The organism is Halorussus lipolyticus (assembly GCF_029338375.1).
GTDB classification, from domain to species: Archaea; Halobacteriota; Halobacteria; order Halobacteriales; family Haladaptataceae; genus Halorussus; species Halorussus lipolyticus.
In genome coordinates this window covers 1,707,842-1,725,710 of sequence record NZ_CP119804.1, presented here as the reverse complement: position 1 = coordinate 1,725,710, position 17,869 = coordinate 1,707,842, and the positions used below count along the sequence as shown (strand labels likewise).

The 17,869-nt window shown below is 64.8% G+C and carries 20 protein-coding genes; 14 read left to right on the top strand and 6 right to left on the bottom strand.

Going from position 1 to position 17,869, the window contains the following annotated elements:
• Positions 1 to 308 precede the first annotated feature (308 nt).
• Positions 309 to 587, bottom strand: coding sequence for a hypothetical protein (locus P2T57_RS08765; RefSeq protein ID WP_276298812.1), 279 nt, complete (start codon positions 585 to 587; stop codon positions 309 to 311).
• A 307-nt stretch (positions 588 to 894) separates the two neighbouring features.
• On the opposite strand from P2T57_RS08765, the gene P2T57_RS08760 reads away from it, so the two are divergent.
• Entirely contained in the window at positions 895 to 1,470 is a 576-nt protein-coding gene (locus P2T57_RS08760; protein ID WP_276298811.1) for a hypothetical protein, read from the top strand.
• On the opposite strand, the gene P2T57_RS08755 is transcribed toward P2T57_RS08760, so the two are convergent.
• Complete coding sequence (locus P2T57_RS08755) at positions 1,460 to 1,735, bottom strand: hypothetical protein (RefSeq protein WP_276298810.1); 276 nt, start codon at positions 1,733 to 1,735, stop codon at positions 1,460 to 1,462. The two genes, P2T57_RS08760 and P2T57_RS08755, sit on opposite strands and share 11 nt — an antisense overlap.
• Before the next feature lie 403 nt (positions 1,736 to 2,138).
• On the bottom strand, positions 2,139 to 2,312 hold the full coding sequence (locus tag P2T57_RS08750) for an AbrB/MazE/SpoVT family DNA-binding domain-containing protein (RefSeq protein ID WP_276298809.1): 174 nt from the start codon (positions 2,310 to 2,312) through the stop codon (positions 2,139 to 2,141).
• Between the two features lie 277 nt (positions 2,313 to 2,589).
• Here P2T57_RS08750 and P2T57_RS08745 point away from each other — a divergent pair, with 277 nt between their 5' ends.
• The 13 genes from P2T57_RS08745 to P2T57_RS08685 all read left to right on the top strand — a co-directional run bounded on the left by P2T57_RS08745 (position 2,590) and on the right by P2T57_RS08685 (position 14,986).
• Positions 2,590 to 2,769, top strand: a complete 180-nt coding sequence (locus P2T57_RS08745) for a hypothetical protein (protein ID WP_276298808.1) — start codon at positions 2,590 to 2,592, stop codon at positions 2,767 to 2,769.
• Positions 2,766 to 4,493: a hypothetical protein gene (locus P2T57_RS08740; RefSeq protein ID WP_276298807.1), complete on the top strand. Its 1,728-nt coding sequence runs from the start codon at positions 2,766 to 2,768 to the stop codon at positions 4,491 to 4,493. Before P2T57_RS08745 ends, P2T57_RS08740 begins: the two co-directional genes overlap by 4 nt.
• Positions 4,494 to 4,508: 15 nt before the next feature.
• Complete coding sequence (locus tag P2T57_RS08735; RefSeq protein ID WP_276298806.1) at positions 4,509 to 5,114, top strand: hypothetical protein; 606 nt, start codon at positions 4,509 to 4,511, stop codon at positions 5,112 to 5,114.
• A 5-nt stretch (positions 5,115 to 5,119) separates the two neighbouring features.
• Positions 5,120 to 5,464, top strand: a complete 345-nt coding sequence (locus tag P2T57_RS08730) for a hypothetical protein (RefSeq protein ID WP_276298805.1) — start codon at positions 5,120 to 5,122, stop codon at positions 5,462 to 5,464.
• Entirely contained in the window at positions 5,457 to 5,855 is a 399-nt protein-coding gene (locus P2T57_RS08725; protein WP_276298804.1) for a hypothetical protein, read from the top strand. Before P2T57_RS08730 ends, P2T57_RS08725 begins: the two co-directional genes overlap by 8 nt.
• Complete coding sequence (locus P2T57_RS08720) at positions 5,843 to 6,112, top strand: hypothetical protein (RefSeq protein ID WP_276298803.1); 270 nt, start codon at positions 5,843 to 5,845, stop codon at positions 6,110 to 6,112. The genes P2T57_RS08725 and P2T57_RS08720 overlap by 13 nt, the downstream gene beginning before the upstream one ends.
• Before the next feature lie 23 nt (positions 6,113 to 6,135).
• Positions 6,136 to 6,705, top strand: a complete 570-nt coding sequence (locus tag P2T57_RS08715; RefSeq protein ID WP_276298802.1) for a hypothetical protein — start codon at positions 6,136 to 6,138, stop codon at positions 6,703 to 6,705.
• Positions 6,702 to 8,429 (top strand): hypothetical protein, encoded by a 1,728-nt coding sequence (locus tag P2T57_RS08710; RefSeq protein ID WP_276298801.1) that lies wholly within the window; start codon positions 6,702 to 6,704, stop codon positions 8,427 to 8,429. Before P2T57_RS08715 ends, P2T57_RS08710 begins: the two co-directional genes overlap by 4 nt.
• A complete protein-coding gene (locus P2T57_RS08705; RefSeq protein WP_276298800.1) occupies positions 8,419 to 9,405 on the top strand; it encodes a hypothetical protein in 987 nt (328 codons plus the stop codon). Before P2T57_RS08710 ends, P2T57_RS08705 begins: the two co-directional genes overlap by 11 nt.
• Positions 9,402 to 10,559, top strand: a complete 1,158-nt coding sequence (locus tag P2T57_RS08700) for a nucleoside/nucleotide kinase family protein (protein WP_276298799.1) — start codon at positions 9,402 to 9,404, stop codon at positions 10,557 to 10,559. The genes P2T57_RS08705 and P2T57_RS08700 overlap by 4 nt, the downstream gene beginning before the upstream one ends.
• Positions 10,560 to 10,660: 101 nt before the next feature.
• The gene (locus tag P2T57_RS08695; protein ID WP_276298798.1) at positions 10,661 to 13,786 is read left to right on the top strand and encodes a hypothetical protein; all 3,126 of its coding nucleotides are present in this window, start codon (positions 10,661 to 10,663) and stop codon (positions 13,784 to 13,786) included.
• Between the two features lies 1 nt (position 13,787).
• Positions 13,788 to 14,063 (top strand): hypothetical protein, encoded by a 276-nt coding sequence (locus P2T57_RS08690; RefSeq protein ID WP_276298797.1) that lies wholly within the window; start codon positions 13,788 to 13,790, stop codon positions 14,061 to 14,063.
• Positions 14,060 to 14,986 carry a hypothetical protein gene (locus P2T57_RS08685; protein ID WP_276298796.1) on the top strand — a complete coding sequence of 309 codons (927 nt, stop codon included), beginning with the start codon at positions 14,060 to 14,062 and terminating at the stop codon, positions 14,984 to 14,986. The genes P2T57_RS08690 and P2T57_RS08685 overlap by 4 nt, the downstream gene beginning before the upstream one ends.
• A gap of 473 nt (positions 14,987 to 15,459) precedes the next feature.
• Here the strand turns inward: P2T57_RS08685 and P2T57_RS08680 are convergent, their stop codons facing one another.
• Genes P2T57_RS08680 through P2T57_RS08670 form a run of 3 tightly spaced genes read right to left on the bottom strand, consistent with a single transcriptional unit; the run spans position 15,460 to position 17,833 of the window.
• Complete coding sequence (locus tag P2T57_RS08680; RefSeq protein WP_276298795.1) at positions 15,460 to 17,145, bottom strand: winged helix-turn-helix domain-containing protein; 1,686 nt, start codon at positions 17,143 to 17,145, stop codon at positions 15,460 to 15,462.
• Positions 17,142 to 17,570 (bottom strand): hypothetical protein, encoded by a 429-nt coding sequence (locus P2T57_RS08675; RefSeq protein ID WP_276298794.1) that lies wholly within the window; start codon positions 17,568 to 17,570, stop codon positions 17,142 to 17,144. Before P2T57_RS08675 ends, P2T57_RS08680 begins: the two co-directional genes overlap by 4 nt.
• Positions 17,567 to 17,833, bottom strand: coding sequence for a DUF7563 family protein (locus P2T57_RS08670; RefSeq protein ID WP_276298793.1), 267 nt, complete (start codon positions 17,831 to 17,833; stop codon positions 17,567 to 17,569). Before P2T57_RS08670 ends, P2T57_RS08675 begins: the two co-directional genes overlap by 4 nt.
• Positions 17,834 to 17,869 lie beyond the last annotated feature (36 nt).

The following is a 17,869-nucleotide window of genomic DNA, read 5'->3' as shown; positions in this document are numbered from 1 at the left end:
AAGACTCTTGAACTGGAATATAATGGAGAAGATGAGCGAAGATACCACGAACGGGAATTCGAACCTTGGTGTTACGGAGTTCACGTCTCAACGGGTCATCGAGTACTTCGGACGTACCAAGTTGCAGGACATAGTGAATCTGGTATGCCAGATGAACTACCTTTCTGGCGACTCGCTCGGCTTGACCGGATGCGAAATGTGTCCATCTCTGAGAATGATATTCGTGACAGTTCTCCCCCGCACTACAACCCAGAAGATAAACACATGCGGAATATTTTCGACGCACTACCAGAGTAGTACAACTGCTCCTACTCAGTTTCGCCAACTGACCAGTTTGTCTCGGCCTCGACCGGCAACTCCTCGGTGCCCAGCACATCGGCGATCTCCTCGGGCGTCACCGAACCCTGCTCGACGGCGAGTTCCATCAGTTCCTCTATCGCACCGACCGGCACGGCCGTGGTGTCCCCGGCCATCTTGAGGTAGTAGTCGGCCGCGGCGTCGAGCGCGGTCGATTTGTGGCCCTTCCCGGTCGCTTCTTTCAGATTCGCCCACTTCCGTTTCCGCGTTTCAGTGGCTTCGATTCGCATACTCGTTGCACAACCTCCCCGTGGACCTAGTATTCTGCGGTCACTCAAACCCGGCTGGTATATAAACGGGCCTTCGGAAGGGGGTGGTCACGTCAGAAGTCGGGCGGAGTTTCGACGCGGAGGGTCGCTCGTTGCACAACCGATTTCGTTCGACTTGTGCAACGAGCGGGATTCGTTTCTCTCGACGGGCAACCCCCAGTCTAAACAAAAATTGTGGCCTTCAGCTAATCGGGAGGGTCAAAAGTGTTTGCCTCGATATCGGCAAAACGGCAATGGGTTAAAGAACCTCCCGAGTGAAGGCTTCAATATGAGCGAATATCCGGGTGTAGGGGAAGCTATAGCCCGGTACTCTACCGTATTTCTTGCGTTTGCTCTCATCGAGTGGGTATTAGAGCTTCTGGGTGCCTTGGTGGCCTTGGTGATTTTGCTGATTTGGTACCCTTCGGGGGTCGGTTACTTTTTCGTCGGTCTAACAGCACTCATGCTCAACAATGTGGGCCGGATGCTGGATAATGGAGAAACAGAGGACGGAGAAACAGTTCGGGAGAGCTTTGAGGAACTCGAAAACCCGACTCATCTTGAAATAATGAGTCAAGTTTTCGGTCTCTATCTCGTGGTAGGCGGGATGATTTCGGGTATCCTCCTGATAGCAACAGCAGCTGCGACTTTTGTTGGGGTCTACCTCGGACAGTCTCTCCTCGCGTTGTTCACGGCCGCACTGGTGCCTGTAGTCGATACCTATCTCGGGGAAAAATTCGGCAAATCTCTTTCGGGAGTGATTGGTACTCTGGTCGGGAAGACGGTTCTCGGGGTTCTACGCCTCTACGGGATTCGGAACGTCTCAGTCGAGGAGTTCACGGACCGACGACAGTTCATCCAGTAGCCACTGACTCTTTTTTCGTGAGTAGACACCACGCTCGATTGAAGATAATCGTACTGAAGGCGATCCAGAGTCCGAAGACGCTGTTTACCTGTGCGGGAATCGAGAACTGAGTGTTGGTGATGAGGTAGTAAATCGGAATCGTAGCGAACAACGCGAGGAAACTGGAGACAGCTATCTCAAAAGCGAATTTCAGCGAAAACGCGGCTACTCGCCGCGGGATGCTGTTTGCGTAGAGGTTATCATTAATCCACGTCTGAAGATTCACGTAATAGAGTCAACCTACGACTCAGGAAAATAATTTACTAATCTGTCTTCGGAGATTCGATTCTGTGTTCTTACAACCCCGTGAAGTCGCGTAGAGAAAGGATCCCGAATAGAATTGGTTTTCATCCATACAGTTAAGCCAAAAGGTAATGAGTAACGGTTTCATGGGTTGTGTGTTCTGCTCAAGACCCGAGACAGACTGGGAGGTATTCGATGATAATACTGGGCAGAAAGTTGGAGCAGTTTGCCAGCGACATCGAAAAGAGTTCAAAACACCCACAAATGAGTGTAGCGTGCCCGGATGCCAAGAAAAATCAGACTACACAATGCAGTACGTAAACGATAGTGGCGAGACCATCCGTTATGCTACCGTCTGCGAAGGTCACTTCCCTTAATCATATATCTCAATTTAGAGAGTGAATCTCCGCGCTATCTGAACCCTCCTCGCCGGTCCAAAGCACTTCGTCGCCGCCCTCGATGCCCAACTCCTCGGCTACGTCCTTCGGAATCGTCACCTGAATCACGTTGTCTCCTTCCTGAGCGGTCCGAGTATCGGCGAATCGCTGTTTGATTCCCATGATTACTCCGCACTTCCTGCGAACCGTCTCTCTAATAAATGTATAGGGTAGCGAAAGTAACTGAGTAGCGCCGTTGGGGTAGCTCCTAATTTTTCTACAATCTATAGCCAGCGTCGTTCAACGCGGGTGTGACGACCGGTCGCTCCGGTCGTGATACTCCCATGACACGGGAAGACGGGCAAGAACGCCCACACTCCTCCTTTTCGGAGGACGACGGACCGCGTTGGATAGATTGGAAACACTACGACGAGGAGAACAGCGACGAGGAGGCATCGCCGTGACCGACCGCGGCGACGGCGACGGGTGCCAGCACGTCGATTTCTCCGACGACGACCCGGAGCGGTGCGGCCGGGACGCCGAACCCGTCGAGGTCGGGAACGTGACGACGTGGCTGTGCCCGACTCACGCGGCGAAGTTGCGCGGTCAACCGGCCGACGGGCGGGAGGCGACCGCATGACGACCAGCGAGGACTCCGGCGAACAGGCACGCAACCGACTCTTCTCGAGCGAATCCATGACTGACAACCACTCGACGGCGACGGCAGAGGCACAGAACTGCGAGACGTGCGCGGGCGTAACGCGCCGCGCGTTCATGGCTGGTGCGGCTGGCGCGGCGGCGACCGCGGCCGGAGCGGGGAACGCAGTCGCTACTGGAGAAGACGGCACTGCCGAGGCGCTGAGCGGGAGCAACACGCTCGCACAGGACACCACGACGACCGACACGCCGGACTGGTCGAGCGGCCGGTCCGGACTGAACTGGGACTCGGCGTACGCGCCGAACCCGTACTTCGAGGCGACGCTGGAGAAGGCCCGCCACCGCACGGAGTGGGGCACGGACGACGCTGCGCTCCTCGACTACGAGAACGACAACGGAGAGACCTCGACCCTCGGCGGCACCGTGGACCGCGAGGAGTCCGAGAACGTCGTGTCGTTCCGTGCGGACAAGATCGAGTTCGCCGACGGGTCGGCGTTCCCGCGCTCGACCCAGTACGACGAGGACGGCGACGGCGAGAAGGACACCGACGTAACCGCGCTCGCGCCCACGCATTGGAGTACGACCGGCGCGACCAACGGTAGCATCTCGGTGTCGAGCGCGGACCTCGACGTGTCCCCGGCGCTGGAAGTCTCGACCTCCTCGGTCGCCGACGGCGAGACGGTGAACGCGACGTTCGACCTCACGGCGTTCGGCGCGGCGATTACCGACTCGGCGGCCAAGCGGTTCGCCCAGCTCGTGGTCAACACGGTGTCGCTCGACTCGGGCGCGCTGGTCGAGTTCGTGTTCCGGGACTCCGACGGCGACGAGAAGGTCCTGAAAATCGGGTCGTCGCTCGACGCCACGCAGTCGAACGTCGTGGCGACCGCGACGGGCTACGGTCAGACGGCCCAACAGCGGTTCGGCGACCTCTCGACCGTGGCGAACGGCGACGGGTCGTTCGACGGCCTCGCCGAGGTCGAAATTCGCGTTTCGGACGCCAACGCGACCGTTCAAATTCCGGCCTTGAACGCCGAGAAGATGGGTCGCTGGACCTTCGGGACCTACCTCCAGAACGAGGGCACGGACGACGAGGAGCGAACCAAGCGGTACGAACCGAGCGGCGAGGTGACGGCGACCTCGCTCGACACCTTCAGCGAGGCGTTCACCGAGGAGGGAACGACGTTCTACGACCTCTCGTACCCGGTCCGAGTCACGATGGCGGACGCGGACCTCGACTACGAGTACCGGTTCCGAGACGTGACCGACCGCGTGGGGTACGACTCGATACTCGAAACCCGAGGGAAGGTCGTGCTAACCCAAGCGTACGACCTGAACTGGCAGAGTCCGGCGTTTAAGCAGGACGTGACGGTGCCCACCGAACGCTACGAGTCGGTCGAACTGGCGACCGGCATCGAGGACGTGGCGTTCGCGGACGTGGACGACTCCAGTTGGACGGCGTACACCTCCAACTTCGACAGCGAGGGCGCGACGGTCACGATGAAGGACCCCGCGGCCTCGGGCGTCGTCTACGGTGTCCGCGAGTTCCTGCTCCTCCGAGAGTCCGACCGCAAGGAGGTCGAGGACTCGGGCGGCGGCGGGAAGGTGCCCGACGCTCAGTCGTCCGGCGGGTCTCCTCTCGCCGCTATCGCGGCGGTCGCTACGGGCGTGATTGGTTTCCTCACGGCGTGGGCGAAGGGTCTGGTCTAAGTGGAGGGCCGCGACATGACAGAAAGACAAAACTGGGTGAAACACCTGTTCGTCGGCTTGTTCACGACGGTCGTCGTGAGTCTGGCGGTGAAGTTGCTGTTCGGCGACGTGCCGGTTTGGATGCCGGTGATGTCGTTCACCCTCGCCGTGGCTACCGCTCACGTCTCGGACCCGGACACACAGTCGCTACGCCGTCGTCTCGGGGACCAGCGAGCGGAAACCGACGCCGGTCGGACGATGAAAACGGCGGCTGGAATCGTCTCGACGGCGGGCCTCGCTGGTCTCGTCAAAGAGTACGGTATCGGCGGCGTTCTCTACCAGTTGTTCGAGTCGTTCATCGGCGCGATAGACTCGGCCGGGCTGGTGTTTCTCGCGCCCTTCCGAGCGTTCGGGAAAGGACTCGGCGAACTGGTAGACGCGGTGGTCACGTCGCCGATTCAGATAATCGCGGAGTCGGCAGACTACACCGCGTTTAGCATCACTGGCGGCCGATACGGGTTCTTCGGACCGGCGACGTTCGCCGTCGGCGTGCTGGCAGTGATTGCTGGCCTCTGGGTGTTCACCGAGGCAATCAGACGCATGGAACTCTCGCCGCTCCGACTGTTCCGAGGACTCAGGTAACGACCATGCGAGGCTACCCGCAGACGTTCGTAGAGGGGCGACGCATCAAATGGGGCACGCTCGCCAGCGTCGTAGTCGGCGGGCCGGTGTACGCGTGGTACCGCGGATACATCGGGTCGCTGGGCGGGTTCGGGGACTGGATTCAGACGGGCCTCGACGGGATTCGGACGTTCGCGGTCGGACTCCTCGACGGGTTGTTCGCCAGCGGCGCGACGGCGATTTCCCGAGCGTGGTGGTCGTACTGGGCGGCGGCGCGCTCGACGTTCGGACCGTTCTCGTGGATCGTGACGGTCGCGGTGGTCCTCCTCGTCATGTGGCTGTTCGTCGTGGGGGTGCGTCGCCTTGGCTGAGTGCGTTCCACCGGGCGTTCCCGGCTGGGTACCGGACTGGGTGTTCTGTCCGTCGGACCGAATCATCAAGGTCGTCGCGCGCTGGCTGGTCGGCGGGATTCTCGACCTCGGCGAGGAGGTCGTCGGCATCGTCCTCGAGCAGTGGTCGATTGTCCGGTCGGCGTTCGGCGCGGCGGGCGGCGACGTGCTGGGCGCGGGCGCGGCGGCTGGCCAAGCGGTCGAGGACGTGTTCGAGACGCTGAACAGCGGCCTCCTCGACCTCGCAGCGTCGGCGGGACTGGCCGGGCCGCTGGTCTCGGCGCTGTTGTTCGTGGTCTACGCCGCACTGGCGGCGGCACTGGCGCGCGGGACCGTCGCGCTCGCAAGGAGGGTCCGGATATGGGTCGTCTGAAACCGCTCGCGGCGCTGGGCGGGGTCGGGTCGCTGGTCGGCCACTACCTGTTCAACGGCGCGGGCGTGTTCGCGCTCGCGGACTGGGTGATGGTCAACATCGACCTCCTCCTGCCGCTGGCGACGACGCTCCAGCACCGAATCGCGCCGAAGGTCGGCTGGTTGGACCAGTCGCTCCTCAATCAGGTGATTCTGGCGCTGTCGGTCGTGTTCATCCTCGTGACAGTGACGCGACTCGCCCGACGAACGTTCAACTAATCGAACGATTCGATTTTTCAACTATGCTCAAACCAAACGAATCAGAACCGAACGCGGACGACGAGAGGAATCGAGGAGAGGAAACGACTGCTGGCGACGGTCTCGACGGACCGGGCGAAATCGGCCGGGTAGACGAGCCGTCTACCGCGCCTCGTCGAGTCGCGGGGGTCGCGCCATTCACGCTCCTCGCGCTCGGGGAGAATTTCGACCTCATGGTAATCGAGATTCCGTGGTGGTTCACATGGGTCGTTCTCCCGATACTGCTCCTCGCGGGCCTGTGGTGGGCTATCCGCGAGCGGTCAGTGTCGGGCGCGGCCGACCGCGGCGAGCGGAACGTCCGGCGGGCGGTCACGGGTGCCGGGTTCGTCGGCGCGGGCGTCCTCGGGGCGTTCCTCGGGACCGCAGAAGGAATCGAGTCGGTCGGCGTGATGTTCGGGAACGTGCTGTTCTCGCACCACGAGATTCTGGCGAAACTCGGAGCGGTCGCGGGGTCGTGGGCGGTCCTCGACCGCGTAACCGCGCTGGGTCCGAGCGAAATTCTGCTCGTGGTCGGCGTCCTGAGCCTCCTCATCCTCACGTGGAACGACAGATGATGGGGGCACAACGCCGACGCGCCGCGCTCGTGGTGGTCGTTCTCCTCTCGCTCGCGGTGCCAGTCGTCGGGCCGGGCGTGGCGCTCGCCCAAGACGACACCGAAGCGGGCGACCAGTCGGACGCGACCGAGAACGAGACGTGGACCTACGGCGAACTCGCGGACTACGGCACGGTCAAGAGCAACGCACCGAGCAAGGCGATTCGACCGTTCGGCGACGCCGGGTCGTTCTGGATTCGCCACGTTCCGGTCCGGTTCATGGCGTCGCCGGAGGACCGCGAGTACGTCGAGCCGCGCACGGTCGTTCAGCGCGATTCCATCTACGTCGGGTCGTTCCGCGGCTGGGACTCTGAGGAGTTGGACGCGACGTTTCACGTCGTGCTGTGGGAGTTCGAGACGGTCGAGCGAACGACCGAGGACAACGAGACCGTGACCGAGCGCGTCGTGACGAACGCGACGCACACGACGGTTTCGGCGACGCTCGCGGGCGGCGACTACGGGTACGCGGAACTCGACCTCCCGGCGCACTACGGCGACCCGATGCTGGTGACGGTGTGGCTGGAGGGCCACCGCGAGGACGTGAGTTGGCGGTTCCGCTACAGCGTCTCGGAGGCGGCCCAGTCGGTGCCGATGCAGACGGCGGGCGGCATCGCGGGCTACGCCGCGCTGTGGATGTTCGCGCCATGTATGCTCACCTCGGTCGGCGTGGTCGCGCTCGACCGGCGGTTCCTCGACAAGGTGGGCAACGGACCGATGGTCTCGGTGCTGGAGGTCGTGTTCGCGCTCGCCGTGGCGACGTTCCTCGCGGTGTTCGTGTGGTACAACGGACTCTTGGAACTGCTGGCAACCGCGCCGTGGTCGGTCGGTATCGCTGGCGGGGCGCTCCTCGGGGTCGCGGTGCTGTTCGCGTTCAGCGAGGACCCCGAGGAGGTCCTGTTCTTCCAGTTGACCAGCGGCGAGGACAGCGCCAGCATCAACGACGACGGGACTGGTCGGTGGCACGTCCGGACGCGCGCCTACGACGTGGTAGAGACCGCGGACGGCCGGAAGATTCGACGCGAGGGCTGGATTCCGTGGCTGGTCGCGGTGTGGCCCTTCCACGACGCCGCGCCGACGGTGGACGTAGACGAGGCGGCGCTGGGCACGCGACTGGTCGGTCCCGAGGAGGACGACGAGTACGACGAGGTGTTCCTCTCGGACCCGACGGCGGACGCGCCTATCGACTACGAGGGGGCGAGTCTCACGTTCTCGACGCCGGACCTCCTCGACTGGCCGGAGTCGGAGGACGAACTGGTCGCGGGGCGCTGGCCGGTGCCCTCGGTCGCGTGGGGGCCGCTGGTCGGCGCGTTCCTGCTGGTCGGGCTGGCGTGGCACGTCGGCGGCCTGCTGTTCAACGAGGGGTTCGGTATCGCGTTCGGCGTCCTCGCGGCGCTGGCGACCGTGGTCAGACCGACGGTCGGGAAATCCGAACTGAACCTCGCGCCCGCGCAGTACGGCGCGCTGGTCGAGAACCTAATCACGCACGCACGGGAGTTCGAGGACGTTGCGGACCGCGAGTACTGGAAGGGCGAGGCGCTGACCGAGAAAGCGGACAAGCGCGCCGAGCGCGTGCGCCAACAGGAGGAACGCGACCGGACGACCTTCGAGAAGATTACGGACGAACTCGCGCCGCCGGAGTCCGAACGCCAGCCGCGCAACTCGGAGGTGGTCGCGGGTGACGACTGACGCGACTCGACGAGGAGTGGTAGACGACTCGTCTACCGACGCCGTCGACGGCGACGACTCGGGCGACTGGAGAACCGAGATAGACGAACCGTCTACGTCGGCGGGCTCGCAAGCGTCGCGCGCCGAGGAGGGCGACGTGCTGGCGGACCTCGGGTTCGGCGAGGGCGAGGTGCGCGATCTCCTCGACGGCCTTCCCGAGACGCCCCAGCTGCGGCCCGCGCTCCAGAAGTTGACCGGCGACCAGTTGGGCCTCTTGCGCCGGTTCATCGACGGCTTCGAGAACCGGCGGACGTTCCTGCTGTGGTGCCAAGACGCCGCGATTCACACGCTCGGGCGTCTCGACGGCGACTGGATGGTCGAGCGGGCGTTCTCGCGTCTCGACCTCTCGGTCCTCCTCGTGTCCCGGCGTCGGTTTGCGTGGGCGGACACAGACGACGATGGGAACCCGAAAATCCTCGACGCCGAGTCGGCGGCGACCGCGCGTCGCGGGGTCGCGGCCGTGGACCTCCTCCCGGCGTTCGTGGCGTCCCACCGCGGGTTCCGCTGGTCCGCGACCGAGTACGTCGAGGACGACCGGACCGAGACCGACGAGGGGCCGCCGGACCCCGAGGAGCAAGACGCGCCGGGCATGCGGCCCGCGCTGGCGGAACTCGACCAACGCCAAGACTGGGCGCTCCGGCAGGTCCTCGACGGATTCGAGTCGGAGGACCAGATGCTGGCGTGGGTTCAGCAAGTCACCGAGGCGAGCTACGCGGAAGTGCCCGACGACCTCGCCACGCGCTTGTACACGGAGAGTCACACCCGCGAGATGCTTCTGGACCGCGAGGGCGAGCGCGCCCGCTCGTGGTTCTTCCGGGAGTCCTTCGCGGCGAAAGAGATTCTGCCAGCGTTCGCGGTCGCGGCCCGCGAGGTCGCCGACCGCTCGGGCGAGCTGGCGGAACGCGAGAACTCGGAGCTACCTGTTCGGAACCTATGACGTGGAACACAGTAGAGACGCTGACGGACCTCGACCCGCGAGAGAACACCGGGACTTACCTCGGTACCTCGCGGCACACGGACGCACAGTCTATCAGACGCAAGTTCGGCATACCCGAACTCGACGTGGACCAGTTCGACTACCCGTCGGTGATTCCGGGGTGTCTGTGCAAGGCGGCGGACAACAGCGCCTACTCGCCCGGCGGCGGCACGGACGCCCTCATCGAGGGGCCGATGGGCGCGGGGAAATCGACGTTCCTGAAGGCTATCGGCGCGCACCTCATGGACTCGGTTGGACCGTACCCGTCCGAGGCGGTCGTCTGGCGGGCCAGCGAGTCCCGGAGCGAGTGGATTAGCTTCGCGCCGTGGGCAAAGGTCTGTCTTCCGGCGAGTTGCGAGGTCGAGGCGATGGTCGTCTCGACTACCGAGGGCGACGCCTACCGACGAGAAGTTCCGCTGGAGGACGTGGTACGCGAGGTCGTCTACTACGACGACCCGATGGACCTCTGCCAGAACCATCTGGAGTCCGGGAAGTTCCACGTGGTCTACCCGGACCCGCAGATGACCGGGTGTCAGGAACTCTACGAACGCTCGCCGAAGCGCAAGGATGGGTTGGAGTTCACTCCGAACGACCCGGTGAACCACTGGTGGGTCGGGTTCCTCCTCGCGCGCGTCGAACACGGCCCGTACATCTGGACCTCGCTTCTCTCCGACGAGATCGGCGACGTGATTCCCCAGTCGGCGAGCAAGGACAAGTTCGCCAGCTACCAGAAGGTCGAACTCTACCGCGACCTGTTCATCGACTCGCGGAAGTACAAGCTCAGCGTCTACCACGCGGGCCAGAACGCGGAGGACGCCCACGAGAAGGTGAAGCGAAAGCACCGCTGGCGGGTGACGCTGAACGGTCGAGCGAACCCGACGCGCGCCTCGCAGGTTGTCGGCGTCAACCGCGTGCCGATGTACAAGGACCTCACCAGCGACATGCCGACGGGCCGCGGTCTCTTTTGGACCGAGACGAACTTCGCGGCGTTCGCGTGGCCGAACATCCCGAAACCGACCGAGGAGGAACTGCGCGTTCATCTGACGCCGAAAGTGCCCTCGGACCCAGCGGATGCCGGGGAGTCTGCCGACTCGGAGGGGGTGGTCTCGCTATGAGCCGCGCCCGGTCGCGCGAAATTGTCGCGCGAGTGAACGGATACGCACGCGCGTACTTAGAGTCCTATAGGAGCAAACCCCCGAGGGGGTCCATTCGCGGCGTGACTCGACGACTCTCGGTAGACGAATCGTCTACTGCTGGTCGCGGCACGACGCTGGCGCTGGTCGCGCTTCTGCTGGCGTCGGCGGTCGCGCCGTCACTCCTCGCGGGGACCGCGGCGGCGTCGGTCTCCTCGACGCCGGAGATGCCGCCGGGCTTCGTGTCGATACCGGACCAGAACGTCGAACAGGGAACGCCCGCGAGCGAGTCCTTCCCGTACCGCGCGGCGAACATGACCGACGGCGACGTGCTGGCGTCCGCGCACGCGTCTACGACCGAGGTCGTACTGACGACGCCGGAGGACGCCGAGCAGACGCTCGGACCGAACACGACGGTCGCAGACGGTCTCGGGAATCTGGCTATCGTGATTCGTGACGACTCGGTACACGAGGGACGACGAATCGCAATCCGCGCCTCGGAGGTGCGTGACGCGCTCGGTTACTTGCCGAACAGAATCGCGGGCGTTCACGAGGGCGGGTCGCGCTGGAGTGAGCGCGTCACGACGACTTCCGGGTACATCGTGGCCGAGTTGCCGCATTTCTCGGACAACGTGATTACGTTTACTGGCGAAGTCGAGATTCAGGGGAACCCAGCGACCGACGGCACATCCTACCAGTACGATATTAGCGATATGGATTCGGCGCGCGCGCCGAATCTAACACTGACGGGCGCGGAATCGTCCGAATGGGATAACGTTTCGGCGACAGGTCTCGGCGATGGCGAATCACTGGAGGTCTGGCCTGCGGGCCATCGCATCGAGGGTCCGAACGGGTCGGAACCCGAGGTCGTTCTGACGGGCGACCGAAAAACGACTTGGCGAACGCCATCCGGGTCGGTCTCGCCGGGCGGGTCGGCGTCCATCTCGGTTGACGGGAATCTTGCCCCGGCAAGCCCGGAGTTGATAGTTACGGGTCGCGGAACGACGCACACGAACCCGCTTTACGGTAGCGATGACCACTATCTCGGCGTCGCGGGCCAATCGGTCGGAGAGGAGATTTCGGCGGAGGTGCGCTTTGATAACGTCCCGGACCTCGTGAGTGGGATTAAGAGTTATTGGCGTGCAAACGGCGGAACCCATACCTTCGACGTTTACATCGTGGAAGAAACACCGGACCATAACTATGGCGAGGGGACAAAAGTCGCGTCGGACGTGACGATCTCGTCAACCGGAACGCAAACAATCGACATTCAGGACTACGAACCGTCGAATCCGGGCGGGGATGTGACAGTTGAGTTCGTCACAACCAGCACGTCCGGCGACAAGTTGGAACTCAGATACGACGATAGTCCGTCAAAAACGTCTAGCAGTGTGTCGATTTATCAAGGAACCGGAACGAAGGGCGTGGAAATGTCGCTGGTAGAATCGCCGTCAAACGTGACGGTTACCGACGATACCGGTGCGTCGGCGTCGGTCGGCGAACTCCTCCCCGGCGAGATGAAAAGCAAGTCGTTGGATTTGACGACCGACTCCTCGACGCTCGACTTCTCATCGTTCAAGTCGGGGTCGGTGGATTGGCGATTAGAGTTCAGCGAGCTTGCTGAAACGGAGTCTCCCGCGCTCGACCTCGACGGCGACGGGGTGGACGAAGTGTCTCACTCGGGCAAACTCGCGGACGGCGAGACGGTAACATATCAAGCGCCGGGGCTGTCGGTGGACGATGATTTAATGACAGTCTCGACCGCGAGCGGTTCGACGGTGGACGTGTCGGTGAAATTGAAAGAAGTATCAGAGTCGCGGAATATCGGCTTTGAGCTAAACGGGAATTGGCAGAACCAAAGTGCGCTGGCAGACGGCGAGACGGTGAATTACGCGATTCCAGAGTCGTGGCTGGCGAACGGGACAAATCGGATTAACGTCTCAGTCGCGCCGGGTCTTTCAGCGGACGCGCCAGCGCCCAACGTCGGAATCGAGTTCCGCCATTCGGCCCGCGACGACCAGTCAGTCGAGTTTGCTGGCGAATCGTGGTCCGAACGCTACAACGTGACGCGGACGTGGGCGGACGTGAACCAGAACGCGACGCTTGAAATTCCGTTCGCTGGGAATGTCGTTCAGACCCGAAACCTCCGAGTCTACCTGAATGGGACCGAAACCGCGCCTACATGGTCGCGGTTCGACAACACGACGCTGGAGGTCGGTCTCGGCGACCTCGCGCCCGGCACGGAGGCGCGGGTCGTGGCGAACGGAAGCAAGGTCCGGGTCCGAGACGGCGCGGTCCGAGTAACGAACCCGACGACCGAAGGAAACCGTCTGAACACGACGTTCGAAGTGGTCTCGCGCGGGCCGGAGTTCAGAATCGACGTGTCGGGTACGGCGTCGAGCGAGTGGGTCCACTACGTCGCGGACCCGTCGTACACGAACGCGAGCGCGAGCGCCCGAATCGCGGACGGGGGCGCGTCTCAATACGTGCGCTTGCCGAACGCGCCCGAGGGCGGACGCGCGACCGTGCGGACGCTCGACCTACGGGCGAACCCGCAGAACGACGTGGTGGTCTCGGTCGCGGACCCGGACGAACCGAAGTTCCGGATTCGTCCGGGCGAGGTCGCGGGTGACTCGGTGGAACTGGCCTACCACGGCGGGGAGTCCGGCGTCGCCTACGACCTCGTGTCCGAATCGAGCGACCGCGTAGAGGAACCCGGCGTGACGGGTTCGCCGGTCGTGTTCTCGCTCGACTCGGACAAGTCGAACCTTCTCAGAATCTCGGTGTCGGACTCCGGCGGGGCCTCCTCGGGCGGTGGCGGGTCCGACGGCGGTGGCGGAATCCCACCGCTGGCGAGTACGGCGCGCTCCGTGGCCGACGACCCGCTGGCGAACCCGCTCCTCGTGCTGGGCGCGGGCGCGGCCGTGATTCTGGGCGTGGGCGTCCTCGCGCGTCGGCGCGGGGTGCCGATGTGGGCGAGCGGCGGCGTCCTCGGGCTGGTGTTCGTCGTGGCGCTCGAAAGCCTCGCACCGGGCTACCTCTCCGGTGCGCTCGCTCGCGTGGTCGAGGAGTTGGCCGCGGGACTCGGCGGCGTCTCACAGTTCCTGTGGCTGGCGGGCGGTCTCGTCGGACTGTGGGCGCTGTTCCGACTCGTCCAGAAGTTCACCTCACCGGACCGAACGATTCTGAACATCCGAGGAGGGAAGTGAGATGGTCGGGACGGAACTCGGCGTCGGCCTCGACGTTCTCGACCCGGTGGTCCGACTGGTCGAGACGCGGTTCCTCGAAGCGTCGGCGTGGCTGGCGCTGATTCTGGCGGGGCGCTGGCTTCGCCGGACCGAGGCGGTCGCGTCGCTCCTCGGAACGCTGGGTCTGTTCGTCATGCTCCTCGGACTTCTCGCCGCGGTCGGCGCGTTCGACCCGACGGAACTCCTCGACCTCGGGCGCGAGGCGCTGGCGGTCGTGAACCGAGGTGGGCTACCGTGACCTACTCCGACGGCGACCTCGCCGACTGGCTGAACGAGGTGGGCGAGGAGGACGACCGGAGCGACTCGGTAGACGGTGCGTCTACCTCGCCTCGTCGAGTCGAGCGCACGGACGCGCCCGACCTCGCGGACCCGGACGCGCTCGCGGACGAACTGGCAACCGCGGACTCGCGGGCGAACGCGCTCGCGGACGAACTCGCGCTCGCCGAGACGGGCGTGCGAGACGGCGCGAACGCGTCCGAGGACGCGCACGGCGAAGCGGCGGGCGCTGGCGGGCGGGTACGGGCGGCGGGCGTACTCGACCGCGTGCGCGCCGCTGTAGGCGCACAGACGGACGCGGCCGCAGACGGGGGCGCTGGCACGGACGCCCGCGCCGAGGCGAGCGCGGACCCGCTGGCGGACTCGGACGCGGACGCGGACGCACGGACGGACTGGCGCGAGCGCGCCGACGCGCATTATGCGGCGGCCCGCGGGTACGCCCGGACGTGCTGGAGCGCGTGGGTCCGGGCGTGGGCGTTCGTCTGTATGGTCGCGTGGGCGCTCGACCCGCGGACGCGCTTCCCTGCGCCGCCGGACGCGGACCCACCCGACTGGGCGTTCGCGCTCGCGCCCTACGTCCGCGGGTTCGCGGCGTGGGCGCGGGCGGAACTCCGGCCCGAGGCGCTGTTCGCTCGCTGGCTGGGCTGGGTCGAGGACCGCCAGAACCGACTCCTCGCCGCGTCGGGCTTCGCCGGGACCGTCGTCTCGTTGGTCCTCGCGGCGGTCGGACAGTGGCCGCTCGGCGGACTCCTCGGGGCGTTGGTCCTGTGGGTTCTCGTGGTCCTCTACGTGCCCGCGGGCGTCGCGCTCGCGCTCAAGCAGTACCGCGGGGAGTTCGACCGTGGTTGGTTCGACCTTCCCGACCACTCACGGTCGGACCGCTGAACGACCCTCGTAAGCGAATCTGGCAAAGCCCGTTGGCGGGTTCTCACCTTCTGCTACTCCCCCGTGCATTTGATTGTCCGTCCGTGACGCGCCGGTTCGACCAGCGGTCGCGGTGCGGTAGGCGGCGCGCGCTCTGCGCGCCGCCGTAACCCTTCTCTACCCCCTTAGGGGCACTACCCTAAGGCGGTGCGGCAATGTCAGTGCGCTCCCGAAGCGCCCTCGACGGCGTTCTCGGACGCCCACGCGCCGCGTATCGACCGGTTCGACCCCGGCGACGACCCTCCCAGTTCTCGGAAAACTGGGTCGAATCAGACCCGCAGACGCACGATAACACCCGAGTGAAAGTAGAAGAAGGCAGAAGTGAGACACGAACGCAGTGCCCGCGACCAGAAGTAGACGAATCGTATAGCGAAACGGCCGACGCTCGATAGCGTCGCCACTACGAGAAAGAGCGAACCCGGACCGCGACCTCGCTATCGAAGGTCGGGCGGGAGTTCGTCGGCGCGAACGCGCACGTCGCGCTCGCCCAGTTCCGCGCGGTCGCGCAGGAACGCGAGGTCGTGGGCGCTCGCCTCGACGTGCGCGAGGTAGCGGAACCCGAGTTCGGCCTCACCGCTGGCGTCCGGGTCGGCGTCCTCCTCGTCCTCGCCGTCGAGGTCGTCGTCACGGCGTTCTTGGCGCTCGCGGCGTGCCTCGCGTCGGTCGTCGGCGCGGTCCGCGCGGTCCTCCGGCGTGTCGTCCGGATAGACCTCTTCCAGCACGTCGCTGGCTTCCTCGCGGGCCAGCGGCGCGCTGAACGCGACGAGTACCGGGTTCTCCTCGACCTTCACGAACACCTCGGCGTCCTCCAGCCGAGCGACGTGATAGCGAACGGTCGAGCGAGCGAGTCCGGTCTCCTCGACTAACTTGTCGTAGGTCGCGCCGCGGTGTTCCGCGACGACCTTCATCAGGTCGTAGACGGCCGTGGTGTTCGGCTTCAGCGCCTCGCGGTAGACCTCGGTGGCGACCTCCTCGTACCGCTGGCGAAGCATGTGCTTGCGCCCGGTCGGGCGCTCGAACTCGTACTCGGGCGCGAGCGCACCGTCGAAGAACTCGTCTTCCACGAGGTCCGACCGTTCCAGCCCGGCCCAACGAGCGTGCGTGGCGCACATCGTGCGCAGGTGATCCATCACCTCCTCCCACTCCGAGACATGTGGGAGTTCGCCGCGCTCGACGCCAGCGAAGAACGCCTCCAGCTTCGGGTGATACGCCGAGTTCTCCGGACTGAGCGTGTGCCAGTCCTTCCGGCGGTAGACCTTCAGCGCCGAGTTGAACGGTTGGTCGGGGAACCCGAGGAGGTCCCAGCGGTCGGACTCGACCAGCGCCTCCAGATACCCTTGGCGCTGGCGGCGCTGGTGGGCCTCGATTTCGGACTCGCCGCCGTAGGCGACGAGCTGACGCGACTGGTCGAGCGTTTCTACGACGTTGCCCATCTTCTCGTGGGCGAACCGGACGTGCGCCTCGGCCTTGGCGACGCGCCGGGAGTTGGGGTTTCGGTCGTCTACGTCGAACACGTCGCCGTAGACCGCGCGCAGGGCGTCGTAGGCGCGGGTCTCGGCATCCTCGGGCTGTTCGGCCCATGTCGTCCAAATCTCCAGTCGAGTGCCCTCGCCGTGGGGACACTCCAGCGGGTTCCCGTCCTCGTACACGAGGTCGCGGAACTGCGGTTGGACCTCGACGTGAAGCGCCAGCGGCGGCTTTTTCAACTCGTGACCGTTCTTCGTCTCGACCACGCGCCGGAGCATGAGATGGTGTTCGTAGAACTGGCTGTAGTCGTCGCCAGTGCCGTATCCGGCCTTCCATCCCGAGGACTTGAGAACGAGCGCGTAGCGGCCCTCCTCGGGGAGCCAGTCGGCGTCGAAGGGTTCGGCGGCGACGTAGGGTTCGCGTTCGTGGTCCTCGACGTTCTCGCGCCAGTAGTGAACCGCGTGGTCGTAGAGGGTGCCGCGGTCGAGACCGCGCTTCTCCCGGTCGGAGGGCGCGAGGTCGTTCAGCACGTTCTGAATGCTCGCGCCGTGGGCGCGCGGTTCGGGAAAGCGGTCGGTCTCGGCGTCGGTTACGTCCGAGACGTGCTGGTCGGGCGAGACGACGCCCGCGCTCGACGGCGTGTCGAGACTCACGCGGAACCAGCCTCCTCGGACTCGCCGCGAGCGTCGGTAGACACGTCGTCTACCTCGCCTCGACGAATCTCCTTCTCGGGCGTGGCGACGGTCCGAACGAATCCGTCGGCGAACTGTACGCGGACGCCCACCCAACCGGAGTTCACGGCCTCCTCGACCGAGAGGGACCCGACCGGCGTCGGCATAACGACCTCGTAGCCGGGGTGTCGGTCGCACACCCAGCCGTGCGTGACCAACACGTCGCCGATGGCGTCGGCGAGGTCGTCGTCCACGATCTCCGGCCGGGCGACCTCGTGACTCCCGAGGGAGTTCCCGACGGGAGTTCCGCACTCGGGGCAAATGAGGTAGCCCTCGTCGTCCTCGGTGCGTTCTCGGAGAACAGTTTGCGAGGAGACGCCGTAGCGACCGAGACCGCTCCGGTTCATCGGCTTAGCCCTCCGTCCGTGACCTTCGGTCCGCGGAGTTCGACGCCGCCGTTTCGACCGTCGTGTTTCTGCGGGTCGGGGTGGTCTACGTCCTTGCCAGCCGCGGACCCGCGCATAATGCGCGCCCACGAATCGCACTCAGGGCACCGCAGAGCGCGTCTGTCGGCGGTGCCGTAGCTACGACGGAACTCCGGGGTGACGTGGGCGTCGCAGAACTCGCAGGTGCGACAGTCGCCGTCGGCGTCGGGCAACTGGAGCGCCATCACGGACACCTCCGGCTACGGAAATCGCTACCCGGC

Coding starts and splice junctions, on each gene's coding strand:
- P2T57_RS08765 (WP_276298812.1), bottom strand. CDS start 587: ATGCGAATCGAAGCCACTGAAACGCGGAAACGGAAGTGGGCGAATCTG.
- P2T57_RS08760 (WP_276298811.1), top strand. CDS start 895: ATGAGCGAATATCCGGGTGTAGGGGAAGCTATAGCCCGGTACTCTACC.
- P2T57_RS08750 (WP_276298809.1), bottom strand. CDS start 2,312: ATGGGAATCAAACAGCGATTCGCCGATACTCGGACCGCTCAGGAAGGA.
- P2T57_RS08740 (WP_276298807.1), top strand. CDS start 2,766: ATGACGACCAGCGAGGACTCCGGCGAACAGGCACGCAACCGACTCTTC.
- P2T57_RS08735 (WP_276298806.1), top strand. CDS start 4,509: ATGACAGAAAGACAAAACTGGGTGAAACACCTGTTCGTCGGCTTGTTC.
- P2T57_RS08730 (WP_276298805.1), top strand. CDS start 5,120: ATGCGAGGCTACCCGCAGACGTTCGTAGAGGGGCGACGCATCAAATGG.
- P2T57_RS08720 (WP_276298803.1), top strand. CDS start 5,843: ATGGGTCGTCTGAAACCGCTCGCGGCGCTGGGCGGGGTCGGGTCGCTG.
- P2T57_RS08715 (WP_276298802.1), top strand. CDS start 6,136: ATGCTCAAACCAAACGAATCAGAACCGAACGCGGACGACGAGAGGAAT.
- P2T57_RS08710 (WP_276298801.1), top strand. CDS start 6,702: ATGATGGGGGCACAACGCCGACGCGCCGCGCTCGTGGTGGTCGTTCTC.
- P2T57_RS08700 (WP_276298799.1), top strand. CDS start 9,402: ATGACGTGGAACACAGTAGAGACGCTGACGGACCTCGACCCGCGAGAG.
- P2T57_RS08690 (WP_276298797.1), top strand. CDS start 13,788: ATGGTCGGGACGGAACTCGGCGTCGGCCTCGACGTTCTCGACCCGGTG.
- P2T57_RS08675 (WP_276298794.1), bottom strand. CDS start 17,570: ATGAACCGGAGCGGTCTCGGTCGCTACGGCGTCTCCTCGCAAACTGTT.
- P2T57_RS08670 (WP_276298793.1), bottom strand. CDS start 17,833: ATGGCGCTCCAGTTGCCCGACGCCGACGGCGACTGTCGCACCTGCGAG.